We start from the raw sequence: 14,597 nt of genomic DNA, 5'->3' as shown, positions 1-14,597 counted from the left end.
CTGCCCGGGGCACCACCGGACAGCAGCTTCACGCTGTCAAGAGAATGCCCCATGCCACGACGTTGTGGTTTCGGGCCCTTCGAGCGGTGGCTCTGCTGCCCTGCCTGGCCGGCGTCCTACTTGCCGGTGCCGGCCTCCGGCGCGGCTCCGGTGGCTGTGCTGCCGGAGTGTCCGGCAGCCGTTGCATCCGGTCCGGGCTTGACGCCCGCCGGTGCAGCCTCGGCCTCTTCCGTGGGGTCGGAAGCATGCCTGGAACCGCTGTGGTTATCAGGGAGATTACCACGCGAATCACTATCTGAGACAACAGTGTCCGGATCACGGACCTTTGTGACTGTCTCAGGATCCGCGTTCCTGGCGGGCTCGGTGTCCGGCTCGTGGCCTGGGAGGTAAACGCTGTCCGGTTCCGGGCGCCCCTTGAAACCAAGCAGGATGAACGCGGCCAGGGCGGCCAGGAATACGAAGATGCTGGTCCACACGTTCAGCCTGGTGGTGATGCCGAAGATGCTGATCTGCTCCGCGTCGTCGATGCGCAGCAGTTCGATCCAGACGCGGCCAAGAGTGTAGTACATGGCGTACAGCCAGAAGAGGCGGCTGCGGCGGAAGTGGAAGCGCCGGTCCAGGGCGAGCAGGATGAGCACGCCCGCGAGGTTCCACAGCGATTCGTAGAGGAATGTGGGGTGGAACAGGGTGTCCGCGGGCATGCCCGCCGGGAAGTTGGGGTTGTTGGGATCGATCTGCAGTCCCCACGGAAGCGTGGTGGGACCGCCGAAGAGCTCCTGGTTGAAGTAGTTGCCCCACCGGCCGACGGCCTGGGCGAGCAGCAGGCCGGGAGCCGCGGCGTCAACGAAGGCACTCAGCTTGACGCCGCTGCGGCGGCAGCCGATCCAGGCACCGATGGCACCGAGGACGACGGCGCCCCAGATTCCCAGCCCGCCCCGCTGGATCTGCGGGATCAGGGAAAGATCCCCGGTGCCGTCGAAGTTGGGACCAAAGTACGCATCCGGCGACGAAACCACGTGGTACAGCCGTCCGCCGATGATGCCGAAGGGGATGGCCCAGATGACGATGTCCCAGACACTGCCTTCAGGGGCGCCGCGTTTGGCCCAGCGGACGGAGGTCAGCCACAGGCCCACGACGATTCCCGCCAGGATGCACAGGGCATAGGCGTGGATCCGCAGGCTGCCCCACGGCAGGGGGATGTCGAACCCGGACCAACCCGGGCTGGGGATGCTGGCTGGCACCAAAGCGGGTGACAGGGCGGCCGCCTGAAGGAGTGCCTGCATGGCTTACGCCCCGGCTTCCTGCGCGGAGCCGGCTTCCCTGGTGAGCCCGGTGCTGAGGTCCTTGGTGAGGCTGGCGACGGCGTCCACGCCGCCGTCGCCCAGTGTCTTGACAAGGGCGGTGCCTACGATGACGCCTTCCGCGTAGGCAGCGATTTCGCGGACCTGGTCGGCGTTGGATACGCCCAGGCCGACGCAGACGCGCTCCGCGCCGGCACCGTGCGCTGCGGAGACGACATCCTTGGCGGCGGAGCTCACCGAGGAGCGGGCGCCTGTGACACCCATGATGGACACGGCGTAGACGAAGCCGCGGCTTGCATCCACGGTGCGCTGCATGCGTTCGGGAGTGGAGGACGGTGCCACGAGGAACACCCGGTCCAGGCCGTACTTGTCAGAGGCTTCCATCCACTCGCCGGCCTCATCGGGGATGAGGTCAGGGGTGATGAGCCCGGCTCCCCCGGCCTCGGCCAGCCTGCGGGAGAACTCGTCCACGCCCATGCGGACCACCGGGTTCCAGTAGGTCATGACCAGGACGGCTGCGTCGGTCTGGCTGGTGATGCCTGCAACAACGTCGAACACCTGGCTGACATGGAACCCCTTGGCCAGCGCCTCGGTGGTGGCGGCCTGGATGACCTGCCCGTCCATTACCGGATCCGAATAAGGAATGCCGATTTCGATCAGGTCCGCGCCGTTCCGGGCGGCCGCGATGCCGGCCGCAATGGAATCCTCGACGCTGGGGTACCCGGCGGGCAGGTAGGCGATGAGGGCGGCGCGCCCCTGGGAACGGGCCCGGTCGATCGCCGCTGCTGCCTTGCTGGCCGTCTCTGCGTGGCCGGACATCTCTGCGCTGCTCACAGCTGCTCCCCCTCTTTGCCGATCTCAGATTCGGCGGAATTCTTGTCCAACAGGTCAAACCATTCGGCTGCGGTGGCCACATCCTTGTCGCCGCGGCCTGAAAGGTTCACGATGATGATCTTTTCGCCGGCCGAAGCCGCGTCCTCGGCGGCGAACCGCTCGCCCACCTTGATGGCTCCGGCCAGGGCGTGCGAGGACTCAATCGCAGGGATGATGCCCTCGGTGCGGCACAGGAGGCGGAACGCGTCCATGGCCTCACTGTCCGTGATGGGCTCGTAGCTGACCCGTCCAATGTCCGACAGGTAGGAGTGCTCGGGGCCTACGCCGGGGTAGTCCAGGCCGGCGGAGATGGAGTGCGACTCGATGGTCTGCCCGTCATCGTCCTGCATCAGGTAGGAGCGCGCACCGTGAAGGACGCCCGGCTTGCCCAGCGTAATGGTGGCAGCGTGCCGGCCGGTCTCCACCCCGTCGCCGCCGGCTTCGAAGCCGAAAAGCTTGACGGAAGGGTCGTCCAGGAACCCGTGGAAAATGCCGATGGCGTTGGAACCGCCGCCGATGCAGGCGCAGACGGCGTCCGGCAGGCGGCCTTCCTGTTCCAGGATCTGGGCGCGGGCTTCCTCGCCGATGACCTCGTGGAAGTAGCGGACCATGGCGGGGAACGGGTGGGCGCCAGCGGCGGTCCCCAGCAGGTAGTGGGTAGTGGAAACATTGGCCACCCAGTCACGCAGGGCGTCGTTGATGGCGTCCTTGAGGGTCTGCGATCCGCTGGTGACGGGGATGACCTTGGCGCCCAGCAGTTCCATCCGGGCGACATTCAGTGCCTGGCGGCGGCAGTCCTCCGCGCCCATGTACACCACGCATTCCAGGCCCATGAGGGCGGCAGCGGTGGCGCTGGCCACGCCGTGCTGGCCGGCGCCGGTCTCGGCGATGATGCGGGTCTTGCCCATGCGCTTGGCAAGCAGCGCCTGGCCCAGGACGTTGTTGATCTTGTGCGACCCGGTGTGGTTCAGGTCCTCACGCTTCAGGAATACCCGGACTCCCCCGGCATGCTGGGAGAACCGCTTGGCCTCGGTCAGCAGCGACGGGCGGCCGGAGTAGTTCTTGTTCAGGTCAGCGATCTGCGCCCGGAACTCGGGATCGTCCTTGGCCTTGTTGAACGTTTCTTCAAGTTCATCCAGGGCGGCAATGAGCGACTCAGGCATCCATCGGCCGCCATAGTTGCCGAAGTACGGCCCCGGGGCGTGGCGGAGGGATCCGCCCTGCAGGAATGCTTCCGCGGTGTTGTTGTCAGCGTTTCCTGAGGGTGCTTGAGCCATCAGTCCTGTCCTGTTCGAAGTTGGCGGTCAAAAAGTGCTGTTCCGGCGCATGGCCGGAACGGTGGCCGTGTCCTGCGGGGCCAGCGTGCCGCTGCCCCTGCAGGAGGCCGGATGGTGCGGTGGCCTCAGCTGCGCGCTGCGATCGCGGCGGCGCCGGCGGCCGTGAACTCAGCGATGCGCTCCCGCGGCGTGGCGTGGCTTACCAGGGCCTCGCCCACCAGTATGGCGTTGGCGCCGCTTGCGGCGTAATGCGTGACGTCGTCCGCGTTGCGGACGCCCGACTCGGCGACCACGACTGCCTCGGCGGGGATCAACCCCGCCAGCGAGGCAAAGACGGAACGGTCGACGTCGAGCGTCTTGAGGTTGCGGACGTTGACGCCGATGATCCGGGCGTTGGCCGCGACGGCCCATTCGATCTCTTCCTCCGTGTGTGTCTCCACCAGCACGTTCATGCCGAGTTCCCGGCTGAGCGCGCTGAAGTCGGAAAGCTGAGTGTCCGACAGGGCGGCCACGATGAGCAGGATGAGGTCGGCGCCGTGGGCACGGGCTTCCCAGATCTGGTACTCATCGAGCGTGAAGTCCTTGCGCAGCAACGGGACGTCGACGGCGGCCCGCACGGCGTCGAGGTCCGCCAGGGACCCGTTGAACCGGCGCTGTTCAGTGAGGACGCTGATGACGGAGGCACCGCCGTCGGCGTACTGCCTGGCGAGCGAGGCAGGGTCGCCGATGCTGGCGAGATCGCCCTTGGAGGGGCTGCGGCGCTTGATTTCGGCGATGACCTTCAGCTGTTCCCGGGTTGGCGAGGTGCCGCCGAGGGCCGCCCAGGCGTCACGGGCAGGTGCCGCGGCCTGGGCCAGGTCCTTCAGCTCAGCCAGCGAAACGAGCCGCTTCCTGGCCTCCATATCCTCCCTGACACCGGCGTTGATGTCGTCGAGAACAGTCGCCATCAGTGGCCGGAGTTCTTCAGCTTGCTGCCTTCGACGCCGTAGCCTGCCTTGCGCATGACATAACCGAGGATCAGGCCGATGACCATCACCACGGCACCGCCGATGAAGATGGGGGTGCTGGCGATGACGAAGGCGATGGCTGCGATGAGTGCGCCTACGAGCATGACAATGACGCAGGTCCAGGCGGCCGGGCTGTTGCCGTGGCCCAGTTCCTGGCTGTGGTCAATGGCGCCGGGGGCAACCGTGCGGGTGCCTGACTTGGAAACGGACGCAGGTGCTTTGCTCATGGAAAATCTCCTCAGGATGGATACTGCTTACATTCTGCCATTTTTTGGCTGCCGCCCGCGTACCGCCGGACCCGGCGCCCGTAGCGGCGCTGGTGGCCGTTGGCCCTACGTGGGGTCCTCGCCGCGGGAAAGCCGGTCCCAGCTGTCGATCTCGTCCATGGGGCCCGAGGCTGCAGCGGTCCCCGCCGCCGCGGGCGCGTCATATTTGGTGCGCGTCTTCCAATAGCGGGACGCCGGCAGGAGCAGCAGTGCGGCCAGGGCCAGCAGGCAGCCCGCGACGACGGCGAGGACCGGGAAGGCGGTGACCTCAACGTGCGCCTGGCTGCCGGAGACGCCGGTGGCGCCTGCGATGGTTCCCTGGGCGGCTGCGAGGGGGTCGGCCAGGACGGCTGCCGCGGCCGTGACCACACCGGCGGAAGCAACGATGATGATGGCCGTGATGACCCAGCGGGCGATCTTGCCCGCGATGGCCGCGGCAAGGCCGCCGGCCAGGGCCACGAGGGCCAGGGCCGTAACCGTGGTGGCGGCTTTGCTTCCCTGCACCGGGATGCCGCTTTGGGCTGCTGCCTGACCCACCAGGCTGGGGTCAAGGGTGGCGGTCAGCCACGTCTGGGTGGTGGTTCCGAACGCGGCAAGCGCCAGGAGGGTGATCAACAGCACCAGGTTGGACTTGCGCGCCCACACCGGCGTGGAACCCTTGGCCGCCCGACCCGCCTTGGCTGCCTTCCCGGTCTTGCCTGCTTTGCCTGCCTTGTTCGGGTGGCCTGCGGCTGCTTCCGGATCCGGCATCAGGAGTCCGTCCCGCCGGGGAGGGATTCCGCCGAGATGTTGTGCAGTGATCCGGCCGTGTGGACGGCGCGCAGCGGGGCGGCCGCTTTGTTCACGGTCTCCAGCGCCTCGGTGGGATTCACGGAATCGGCCACGATGCCGCCGCCGGCCTGGACGTACGCACGCCCCTCGCGAATCAGTGCGGAGCGGATGGCGATGGCCATGTCCATGTCGCCGGCGAAATCGAGGTAGCCCACCACACCGCCGTAGATGCCGCGGCGGTGCGGTTCCAGCTCATCGAGGAGCCGCAGGGCGCGCGGCTTGGGGGCGCCCGAAAGGGTACCGGCCGGGAATGTGGCCTTCAGGACGTCGTACGCCTTGGCCTGGGGCGCCAGCTGGCCCACCACCGTGGACACCAGGTGCATGATGTGGCTGAAACGCTCCACCTCCATGAACTGGGTGACGTCCACGGTGCCTGCCACGCAGACTTTGGAGAGGTCGTTGCGGGACAGGTCCACCAGCATCAGGTGCTCTGCGCGTTCCTTCTGGTCCGCCAGGAGTTCCTCGGCGAGGGCCTTGTCAGCTTCCACCGTCTTTCCACGGGGGCGGGAGCCGGCGATGGGGTGCGTGATGACTTCCTGCCCCGTGACCGTCACCAGCGCTTCCGGCGAGGACCCGACAATGGAGTACTCCCGGCCATCGGCGTCCGCGAGGCTGAAGATGTACATGTAGGGGCTGGGGTTGGTGTTGCGCAGTACCCGGTAGACGTCCAGCGCGGAGGCCTTGCACTCCATCTCGAACCGGCGCGAGATGACCACCTGGAAGACTTCGCCGTCCACGATGGCCTCCTTGCCGCGGTCAAGGGCTGCCAAGTACTCCGCCTCGTCCCAGCGTTCCTGCACGCTCGACGCGAAGTCCAGGGCGGCAGGTGCCAGCACGGAGACGGGCTGCACCACGGGGGCGCTGATCCTGGCCAGGAGTTCCTTCACGCGGGCCACGGCATCGTGCCAGGCCTCATCAACCCGCTCGGAGCTGTTGTCGAAGTTGATCGCGTTGGCGATCAGCAGGACGGTGCCGTCCACGTTGTCGTGCACGGCCATGTCGGTGACCAGGTTGAGGGCCATTTCCGGCAGCTGGAGATCGTCTTCCGGAGGGCTGACCAGCCGCTCCCAGTGCCGGACGGTTTCCCAGCCCAGGAAGCCCACCAGGCCGGAGGTGAAGGGAGGCAGCCCGTCGAACCGGTCAGTGCGCAGGGCGTCGATGGTGTCGCGGATGGCGTCCACGGGGCTGCCGCTGACCGGCACGCCGGCGGGCGGTTCACCCAGCCAGTGGGCCTCGCCGTCCTTGGTGGTCAGGGTGGCGCGGGACCTGGCGCCGATGAAGGAGTAGCGGGACCAGGCGCCCCCTACAGCGGCGGATTCCATGAGGAACGTGCCTGGCTGGCCCTGGGCCAGCTTCCGGTACAGGCCGATGGGGGTTTCGGCGTCGGCCAGGACCTTGAGCCTGACGGGAATGACGCGGCTGTGGCCGGCGAGTTCCCGGAATTCCTCGAGGCTTGGGCTGATGGTTCCGAGGTCCTGCATGGCTATGCTTGTCCGCCTGTTCTTCGAAAGGCCCGGCAATGCCGGCGCCTTGGGTGTGCTTGCTGGGTGGGCCGGCCTGGCATGGGCCGCCGGGGCAGCGGGCTTGGCTTAGCCTGCGTGGCCTGCCACCACGTCCAGGTCCCTGCCGTCGAAGCAGGTCCGGGTGCCCGTGTGGCAGGCGGCACCCACCTGGTCGACGCGCACCAGCAGTGCGTCGCCGTCGCAGTCCATGGCCACCGATTTGACCCACTGGACGTGCCCTGAGGTGTCGCCCTTGCGCCAGTACTCCTGGCGGGAGCGGGAGTAGAAGGTGACCCGGCCGGTTGTCATGGTGCGGTGGAGGGCTTCGTCGTCCATCCACCCGAGCATGAGGACCTCGTTGGTGTCATACTGCTGCACCACCGCGGCCACCAGGCCTGCGGCATCGCGCTTGAGGGCCGCCGCCAGCTCTTCGGGAAGGGGGCTGGACGGGGGCGCGGCGGGTGAGGATTCCGCGGACGACGACGGCACGGACTGCGCGGGTGCGGACACGGCGGATCCTGCGGTGTGGACGGGGGTTGGCTGCTCAGACATCGGGTCAAGTCTAGTGCCTCTGCGGGGCCGGCCTCCTGTTGTGAACAACGGCACGCCACCGGCCCCTCCGATGCTGCCCAACTTCACAGCTCTCGTGCTAGTTTCACAAGTGATGCATTTCGTCGAACCGTCCCGAGAAGTCCTGGCCGAAACCCTGCTTGCGGCCGGCCCTGATGCGCCCACGCTGTGCAAGGGCTGGCGCACCAGGGACCTTGCCGCGCATCTGTACCTGCGCGAGCGGAAAGCCGCCGTCGGGCTCGGCCTGGTCATCAAGCGCCTGGCCAAGGCATCGGACCAGGCCACCGCAAAGCTGGCGGCCAAGCTCACCAGCAACGAGGACTACGCCCGGCTGGTGAACACCTTCCGCGCCGGGCCGCCGGCGCTCTCGCCGATGAGCATCAAAGCTCTGGACGAAAGCGCCAACCTGATCGAGTACTTCGTGCACACCGAAGACGTCCGCCGCGCCGTGGACCGGTGGGCCCCCAGGGCCCTGGACGAGGCCTACTCCGATGCGCTGTGGGACGAACTGGTCAAGCGGGCCGCCATCCTGTACCGCGGCGTTGACCTGGGTATCGTCCTCGTCCGCCCCTCCGGCCCGCGGCACGTGGCCAAGCGCGCCCCTGTTTCGGTGGCGATCGTCGGCGAGCCGGGCGAACTGCTCATGCACGCCCACGGCCGCACCCGTCATGCCCTGGTCACTTTCGAAGGCCAGCCCGACGCCGTCGCGCTCCTGCAGTCAGCCGAAGTGGGGCTTTAGTCCCCACCGGCTCCATAACCTCGCAAGCTCGGCCAGGGAACCCAGCCGGCGTGGGCCCTCCCACCGGCTCCATAACCTCGCAAGCTCGGCCAGGGAACCCTGCGGGCGTGGGCCCATCCACCCGTCCTAGCGGACTTCGTAGCCCGCTTCCCGGATGGCGTCCTTGACCTGGTGCATCATGTTGTCCGGTCCCCAGTGGAAGATGGACGCGGCGAGGACGGCGTCCGCACCGGCAGCGACGGCCGGCGGGAAGTGGGCGGGCTCCCCCGCACCGCCGGAGGCGATGATAGGAACCCTGACGGCCGCCCGGACCAGTTTGATGAGTTCGAGGTCGAAGCCGTCCTTGGTGCCGTCGGCGTCGATGGAGTTCAGCAGGATCTCCCCCACCCCCCGGTCAGCCGCTTCCCTGGCCCATTCGATGGCGTCGATTCCCGTGCCCGTGCGGCCGCCGTGGGTAGTCACTTCAAACCCCGACGGCGTGGGCTGGGAGCCCGGGCGGGTACGGCGGGCGTCCACGGACAGCACGAGCACCTGGGACCCGAAATGCCGGGTGATCTCGTCAATCACGTCGGGCCGGGCCACAGCGGCGGTGTTGATGGAGGCCTTGTCGGCGCCGTACCGCAGGAGCTTGTCGACTTCAGCCACGCCACGGACACCGCCGCCCACCGTGAGCGGGATGAAGACTTCCTCGGCGGTGCGGCGGACCACGTCGAACGTGGTTTCGCGGTTGCCCGACGACGCGGTGACGTCGAGGAAGGTCAGTTCGTCGGCGCCGGCGTTGTCGTACCGGTGGGCGAGTTCCACGGGGTCGCCGGCATCCCGGAGACCCTCGAAGTTGACGCCCTTGACGACGCGTCCGGCATCGACGTCGAGGCAGGGAATGACGCGTACTGCTACTGCCATGGGAACTCCTGGAATTCGGTGCTGCTGGGGTGGGGTGCCGGCGTCAGATGCGGCAGGCGTGGATGCTGCTGACCAGGATGGCGCGGGCGCCGAGGTCGTACAGCTCGTCCATGATCCGGTTGGTTTCCTTCTTGGGCACCATGGAGCGTACTGCCACCCAGTCTGAGTCGCGCAGCGGGGAAACCGTGGGTGATTCCAGTCCCGGGGTCAGGCTGGCTGCTTTTTCCACCAGCTCCTTGCGGATGTCGTAGTCCATCAGGACGTACTGGCGGGCCACGAGGACGCCCTGAAGGCGGCGGATGAGGACGTCGATTTCCTTGGCCGTGCCGTTGGCGGCGCCGCCGTTTCCGGTGCGCCGGATCAGGACGGCCTCGGACTTCAGGATGGGGTCGCCGAAAATTTCCATGCCGGCGGCCTTGAGGGTGTTGCCGGTTTCGACGACATCGGCGATGGCATCGGCAACGCCGAGGCGGACCGACGATTCCACCGCGCCGTCGAGCCGGACCACCTTGGCGTTGATGCCGCGTTCGGCGAGGTAGTTGCGGAGCAGGCCGTCATAGCTGGTGGCAAGGCGCTTGCCCTCAAGTTCCGTGGCGGAGCTGAAGTCCCCGACGGGCCCGGCAAAGCGGAACGTGGAGGCGGCGAAGCCCAGCGGCAGCAGCTCTTCGGCTTCCACCTCGGCGTCCAGCAGCAGGTCGCGGCCGGTGATGCCGACGTCGAGCGTGCCCTGGCCCACGTACACCGCGATGTCGCGGGGGCGGAGGAAAAAGAACTCGATGTCGTTGTCGGGGTCCACCATGACCAGCTCGCGGCTGTCGCGCCGCTGGCGGTATCCGGCTTCGGAGAGCATGGCGGAGGCGGCTTCGGACAGGGAGCCCTTGTTGGGGACGGCTACTCGCAGCATGGGGATTTCTTTCTGGGTGGAAGGTCTTGGTTTTCAGGCAGTGCAGGCCACGGCGGGCCCGGCGGCAGTGCGCCGGACCGGTGGCTACAGATGCTTGTAGACGTCTTCCAGGGTCAGGCCTTTGGCGAGCATCAGAACCTGCAGGTGGTACAGCAGCTGGGAGATTTCCTCTGCCGCGGCTTCATCGGATTCATATTCGGCAGCCATCCATACTTCGGCTGCTTCCTCAACGACTTTCTTCCCGATGCCGTGAACACCGGACTCCAATTCAGCGACGGTGCGGGAGCCTTCCGGGCGGGTGGCTGCCTTCTCGCTGAGCTCAGCGAACAGCGTCTCGAAATTCTTCACGCCCTCCAGCCTACTTGCTGCGGCGGCGCAGGCGCTTCCCGGGCCGTTGGATGACGGGCGCGATGTGAGCGAATACACACCGCACCCGCCGCTGGTCCGCTGTTAGCTGCGGAACTGCTTGAGGACGACCGCGGTGGCCAGCGCCGCCGTCACTGCCTCGTGGCCCTTGTCTTCCTTGGAGCCGGGCAGGCCGGCGCGGTCGAGGCCCTGCTGTTCGTTGTCGCAGGTGAGGACGCCGAAGCCCACCGGCACTCCGGTGGACACGCTGACGTCGGTGAGTCCCGACGTCGCCGCCTGGCACACGTAGTCAAAGTGCGGGGTACCACCGCGGATCACGACGCCGAGGGCAACGACGGCGTCAAAGTGCGGTGCCAGCCGCGCGGCGGCAACGGGCAGTTCAAAGCTGCCGGGAACCCGCAGCACCGTGGGCTCGGCGATGCCGGCGTCCTTCGCTGCCCGGAGGGCGCCGTCCAGGAGGCCGTCCATGATCTGCGTGTGCCAGCTGGCTGCGACGATGGCCAGCTTCAGCTGCGAAGTCTCCGCCGGGTTGAGGGTGCTGAGGTCGATGTCGGGTGCGCCGTGTCCGCTCATGTGTTCTTGTGTTCCGTTCGTCTTCTGGAAGTTCAGTCTTGTTCGTGGTCGTAAGAAGCGTCCGGGGCCGTGACCGGCACCGGAGCGTTATGGGTGTCCAGCAGCAGCCGGTGTTCCATGCGGTCCTTCTTGGTACGCAGGTACCGGATGTTCTGCTCGCGGGACGGCACCTCGGTGGGGACCATTTCCACGACGTTCACCCCGGCCTTGGCCAGCCGGTTCTGCTTGTCCGGGTTGTTGCTCAGCAGCCGCACCTCGTGCAGGCCCATCTCGGCGAGGATCTGGGCTGCTGCCTTGTAGCACCGGGCGTCGACGGGCAGGCCCAGCTGCTCGTTGGCTTCCACGGTGTCGAAGCCCGCCTCCTGCAGCGCGTAGGCCTTGATCTTGTTGGCCAGGCCGATCCCGCGGCCTTCCTGCCCGCGCAGGTAGAGGAGGGTGCCGCCGTTGTCCCGGATCATTTCCAGGGCGAAGGCGAGCTGTTCGCCGCAGTCGCACCGGTAGGAGCCGAAGACATCGCCGGTCAGGCACTCGGAGTGCAACCGGACCAGGGGCGCCTTTCCGTCAGTGGGGGCATTGGGCGAACTGACGGCCAGGTGTTCCACACCGGTGGCAAGGTCAGTCCACGCCTGCGCCACGAAGTCGCCGAAGGCGGTGGGAAGCTGCACAACCGGCCCTCCGCTGACGGGATGGGGCGTCTTGCCGGACACCGCGTGGGGCTTCCGGTGGCCGTCCTGGTGGCTGTCGTCGCTGGCTGCCGTTGCCGTCATCGCTTCTCCTTCTCTTCGCCCGGGCTTACCCGGACATCCTCATGCGGAGCTCCCCCGGCCCCGGCTTCAAGATACGCCACCAGGGCCTCGATGGAGATCAGGGGGCACCCATGTTCAGCTGCGAACGAACGGAGCCCGTCCAGGCGCATCATTTCGCCGTCGTCGTACACCACTTCCGCAATCACTCCCACGGGCTCAAGGCCCGCAAGGCGGCACAGGTCCACCGCGGCCTCAGTGTGGCCCTGGCGTTCCCGCACACCTCCGTCAACTGCCCGGAGCGGGAAAATATGCCCCGGCCGGGTTACCGAGGCAGGACCGGCGTGCGGATCTGCCAGGATGCGTGCGGTCAGGGCGCGGTCAGTGGCGGAGATTCCCGTGCTGACACCGGTGGCGGCGTCGCAGGAGACGGTGTACGCGGTGCCTTTCGCGTCCTCGTTCACGGCGGTCATGGGCGGGAGGGCCAGGGCGTCGGCGCGCTCTCCGGTCAGCGGCACGCAGATCACTCCGGAGCTGTACCGGATGGTCCAGCCCATCAGGGCCGGCGTGGCGTGCTGGGCGGCGAAGATAATGTCGCCTTCGTTTTCGCGGTCCTCGTTGTCCACCACCAGCACGGGCCGGCCGGCCGCCATGGCACGCACGGCGTCCTCAATGGAATCCAGCCCCCTTGCCGGCACGGCCGCGGGGTGGGCGGCCACAGGTTCCGTCGCGGCGCCAGGGGCAACGGCGGCGTCCACGCGCACTGCGGCGTTCACCGTGCACCTCCCGCGCTTGCTGCGTCACCGGCAACGGCTGCGGCATCTGCCGGGACACCGTCGCCACGGAAGGCAAGCAGGCGTTCGGTGTACTTGGCCAGGACGTCGACTTCGAGGTTGACGCGGCCGCCGGTGGTTTTGGTGCCCAGGCCGGTCTCGGCAAGGGTGGTGGGAATCAGGCCTACTTCGAACCAGGGTTCCTGCTCCCCCGCGGGGCTGACTGCCGTGACGGTGAGGGAGACACCGTCGATGGCAATCGACCCCTTCTCCGCGATGTAGCGCGCCAGGTTGGCAGGGACTCCGAAGCGCAGGCGCTCCCAGTTGCCCTGGGGTTCGCGTTCCAGCAGGACGCCCACGCCGTCGACGTGTCCCTGCACCACATGCCCGTCAAGGCGTCCGCCTGCGGGAACGCAGCGCTCCAGGTTGACCTGGTCCCCGGCACCAAGCTCGCCGATGGTGCTGCGGACCAGCGTCTCGCCCATGACGTCCACGCTGAAGTCCTTGCCGTCGATTGCGGTCGCCGTGAGGCAAACGCCGTTGACGGCGATGGAGCCGCCCAGTGCCAGGCCCTCGGTGGAGCCGGGTGCGTGCAGCCGGAGGGTGGCGCTGGTGTTACCGTCCCGTTCCACGGACAGCACCTGCCCCTGCTCGGCAATAATTCCGGTGAACATCAGTAGCCTCCCTGGGCTTGTTCCGCGCTGTCGCGGGTTGGTGGTTGGTCAAGTGCAACTTTCCGTTGCGGTCTTAGGTGAAGACGCAGGTCCCGTCCCAGCGTCCGCACAGCGCCGCCGTCGGACGCGTCCCATTCCCATTGCTGGGCGTCCGGAAGGCTGTGGATGCCGAGTCCGTTCAAGGACGGGGTGCCGGATCCCAGGAGGGTGGGCGCCAGGTACACGATGAGCTCGTCCACCAGGCCCGCAGACAGGAAGGAGCTGAGGATGCTTGAACCGCCCTCCACCATGACGTGCCGGGTGCCGGCTTTATACAGCAGGGACAGGGCTTCGTGCGGGTCGCGGGTGGGGAGGTGGACGGCCAGGCCGTCGTCGCCATGGATGGCGGCGTCGTCGGGGATCGCCCGCAGCCCCATAACGGCACGCACGGGCTGCCGTGGCGCGGGGTTGCCGTGCGGATCCCGTGCTGTCAGGCGGGGGTTGTCCACCAGCACTGTCTGCGTGCCCACAAGGATGGCATCAATGCGGCTGCGGATCCCGTGGTTGTCCGCGAGCGACTCCGGACTGGAAATCCACTGGCTGGTGCCGTCTTCCGCGGCGATCCGGCCATCCAGGGTCTGCGCGATGTGGAGGGTGACGAACGGACGCTTGGCGGCAACCGCTTCGAACCACTGGCGGTTCAGGTCCAGCGCCTCCTCTGCACCCAGGCCGCTGCGGACGCGGACACCGGCAGCGCGCAGGGTCGCGGCGCCGCCGGCGGCAGGATCATGGGGATCGTCCACCGCGTACACCACATCAGTGATTCCGGCGGCAATGATTGCTTCCGTGCAGGGGCCGGTACGGCCCACGTGGTTGCAGGGTTCCAGCGTAACCACCATGGTGCAGCCGGTGAGGTCCAGGCCTGCGGCGGCCGCCTGCGCAATTGCGTCAGCCTCTGCATGTGCCGTGCCGGCGCCGCGGTGGTAGCCGGTGACGAGGTGCCGGCCCTCAGGACTGACGACGACGGCACCCACCAGGGGGTTCGCGCCGCGCGGGCCGTGCAGGGCTGCCTGGAGGGCCTGTTCCATGGAACGGGTTTCATCAGGAGTAAAGGCAGTGACCACCCCGGCAGCGGGCTGCAGTTCCACGGCGCCCGTCATGCGGTTGCCGATGCGGAGCGGGTACCTGCCCTGGAGGCGGCAGGATTTTCGGCGTCAAAGAGCCATCGCTGGGGGTTCATTCGTGTGTCGTTCCTTCCCTGTTGAACCGCGATGGCTCCGGGGATACGACAGCAGAACGCTGCGCGGCCCAATGGC

17 protein-coding genes are annotated in these 14,597 nt (G+C 67.7%); 1 reads left to right on the top strand and 16 read right to left on the bottom strand.

The genetic code is table 11. The annotated features are described in order from the left end of the window. Nucleotides 1-116: 116 nt before the first annotated feature. The 8 genes from lgt to hisI form a co-directional block, all read right to left on the bottom strand. Nucleotides 117-1,283, bottom strand: coding sequence for a prolipoprotein diacylglyceryl transferase (lgt, locus tag VXJ37_RS06385; protein ID WP_331322215.1), 1,167 nt, complete (start codon nt 1,281-1,283; stop codon nt 117-119). Between the two features lie 3 nt (nt 1,284-1,286). Beyond that, nucleotides 1,287-2,120: a tryptophan synthase subunit alpha gene (gene trpA, locus VXJ37_RS06380; protein WP_331322483.1), complete on the bottom strand. Its 834-nt coding sequence runs from the start codon at nt 2,118-2,120 to the stop codon at nt 1,287-1,289. Between the two features lie 11 nt (nt 2,121-2,131). Further along, nucleotides 2,132-3,451, bottom strand: a complete 1,320-nt coding sequence (trpB, locus tag VXJ37_RS06375) for a tryptophan synthase subunit beta (RefSeq protein ID WP_331322214.1) — start codon at nt 3,449-3,451, stop codon at nt 2,132-2,134. A 125-nt stretch (nt 3,452-3,576) separates the two neighbouring features. Continuing rightward, a complete protein-coding gene (trpC, locus tag VXJ37_RS06370) occupies nt 3,577-4,398 on the bottom strand; it encodes an indole-3-glycerol phosphate synthase TrpC (RefSeq protein WP_331322213.1) in 822 nt (273 codons plus the stop codon). Then, nucleotides 4,398-4,685, bottom strand: a complete 288-nt coding sequence (locus VXJ37_RS06365) for an HGxxPAAW family protein (RefSeq protein ID WP_056333411.1) — start codon at nt 4,683-4,685, stop codon at nt 4,398-4,400. Before VXJ37_RS06365 ends, trpC begins: the two co-directional genes overlap by 1 nt. Before the next feature lie 105 nt (nt 4,686-4,790). Beyond that, entirely contained in the window at nt 4,791-5,474 is a 684-nt protein-coding gene (locus VXJ37_RS06360; RefSeq protein ID WP_331322212.1) for a Trp biosynthesis-associated membrane protein, read from the bottom strand. Then, nucleotides 5,474-7,036 carry an anthranilate synthase component I gene (locus VXJ37_RS06355; RefSeq protein ID WP_331322211.1) on the bottom strand — a complete coding sequence of 521 codons (1,563 nt, stop codon included), beginning with the start codon at nt 7,034-7,036 and terminating at the stop codon, nt 5,474-5,476. The genes VXJ37_RS06360 and VXJ37_RS06355 overlap by 1 nt, the downstream gene beginning before the upstream one ends. A 108-nt stretch (nt 7,037-7,144) precedes the next feature. Continuing rightward, the gene (hisI, locus tag VXJ37_RS06350) at nt 7,145-7,609 is read right to left on the bottom strand and encodes a phosphoribosyl-AMP cyclohydrolase (protein ID WP_331322210.1); all 465 of its coding nucleotides are present in this window, start codon (nt 7,607-7,609) and stop codon (nt 7,145-7,147) included. Between the two features lie 112 nt (nt 7,610-7,721). Here hisI and VXJ37_RS06345 point away from each other — a divergent pair, with 112 nt between their 5' ends. Then, nucleotides 7,722-8,366: a TIGR03085 family metal-binding protein gene (locus VXJ37_RS06345; RefSeq protein WP_141940969.1), complete on the top strand. Its 645-nt coding sequence runs from the start codon at nt 7,722-7,724 to the stop codon at nt 8,364-8,366. A 126-nt stretch (nt 8,367-8,492) separates the two neighbouring features. Here VXJ37_RS06345 and hisF read toward each other — a convergent pair whose 3' ends face one another. From hisF to ribD, 8 genes are all read right to left on the bottom strand, one after another. Continuing rightward, the gene (hisF, locus tag VXJ37_RS06340) at nt 8,493-9,269 is read right to left on the bottom strand and encodes an imidazole glycerol phosphate synthase subunit HisF (RefSeq protein WP_331322209.1); all 777 of its coding nucleotides are present in this window, start codon (nt 9,267-9,269) and stop codon (nt 8,493-8,495) included. 43 nt (nt 9,270-9,312) lie between these two features. Beyond that, nucleotides 9,313-10,173: an ATP phosphoribosyltransferase gene (gene hisG / locus VXJ37_RS06335; RefSeq protein WP_331322208.1), complete on the bottom strand. Its 861-nt coding sequence runs from the start codon at nt 10,171-10,173 to the stop codon at nt 9,313-9,315. Between the two features lie 84 nt (nt 10,174-10,257). After that, complete coding sequence (locus VXJ37_RS06330) at nt 10,258-10,521, bottom strand: phosphoribosyl-ATP diphosphatase (RefSeq protein WP_009358176.1); 264 nt, start codon at nt 10,519-10,521, stop codon at nt 10,258-10,260. A gap of 102 nt (nt 10,522-10,623) precedes the next feature. Beyond that, nucleotides 10,624-11,112, bottom strand: coding sequence for a 6,7-dimethyl-8-ribityllumazine synthase (ribH, locus tag VXJ37_RS06325; protein WP_331322207.1), 489 nt, complete (start codon nt 11,110-11,112; stop codon nt 10,624-10,626). 32 nt (nt 11,113-11,144) lie between these two features. Then, nucleotides 11,145-11,879, bottom strand: coding sequence for a GTP cyclohydrolase II (gene ribA, locus VXJ37_RS06320; protein WP_331322206.1), 735 nt, complete (start codon nt 11,877-11,879; stop codon nt 11,145-11,147). Continuing rightward, nucleotides 11,876-12,631 carry a 3,4-dihydroxy-2-butanone-4-phosphate synthase gene (gene ribB / locus VXJ37_RS06315; protein WP_331322205.1) on the bottom strand — a complete coding sequence of 252 codons (756 nt, stop codon included), beginning with the start codon at nt 12,629-12,631 and terminating at the stop codon, nt 11,876-11,878. The genes ribA and ribB overlap by 4 nt, the downstream gene beginning before the upstream one ends. Continuing rightward, nucleotides 12,628-13,302 carry a riboflavin synthase gene (locus tag VXJ37_RS06310; protein ID WP_331322204.1) on the bottom strand — a complete coding sequence of 225 codons (675 nt, stop codon included), beginning with the start codon at nt 13,300-13,302 and terminating at the stop codon, nt 12,628-12,630. Before VXJ37_RS06310 ends, ribB begins: the two co-directional genes overlap by 4 nt. Beyond that, nucleotides 13,302-14,441 carry a bifunctional diaminohydroxyphosphoribosylaminopyrimidine deaminase/5-amino-6-(5-phosphoribosylamino)uracil reductase RibD gene (gene ribD, locus VXJ37_RS06305; protein WP_331322203.1) on the bottom strand — a complete coding sequence of 380 codons (1,140 nt, stop codon included), beginning with the start codon at nt 14,439-14,441 and terminating at the stop codon, nt 13,302-13,304. The genes VXJ37_RS06310 and ribD overlap by 1 nt, the downstream gene beginning before the upstream one ends. Between the last annotated feature and the right edge of the window lie 156 nt (nt 14,442-14,597).

It is taken from the genome of Pseudarthrobacter phenanthrenivorans, assembly GCF_036455295.1.
Lineage (GTDB): Bacteria > Actinomycetota > Actinomycetes > Actinomycetales > Micrococcaceae > Arthrobacter > Arthrobacter phenanthrenivorans_C.
The sequence above is the reverse complement of the archived record's forward strand: the minus strand, read 5'-3'. Positions and strand labels throughout refer to the sequence as shown.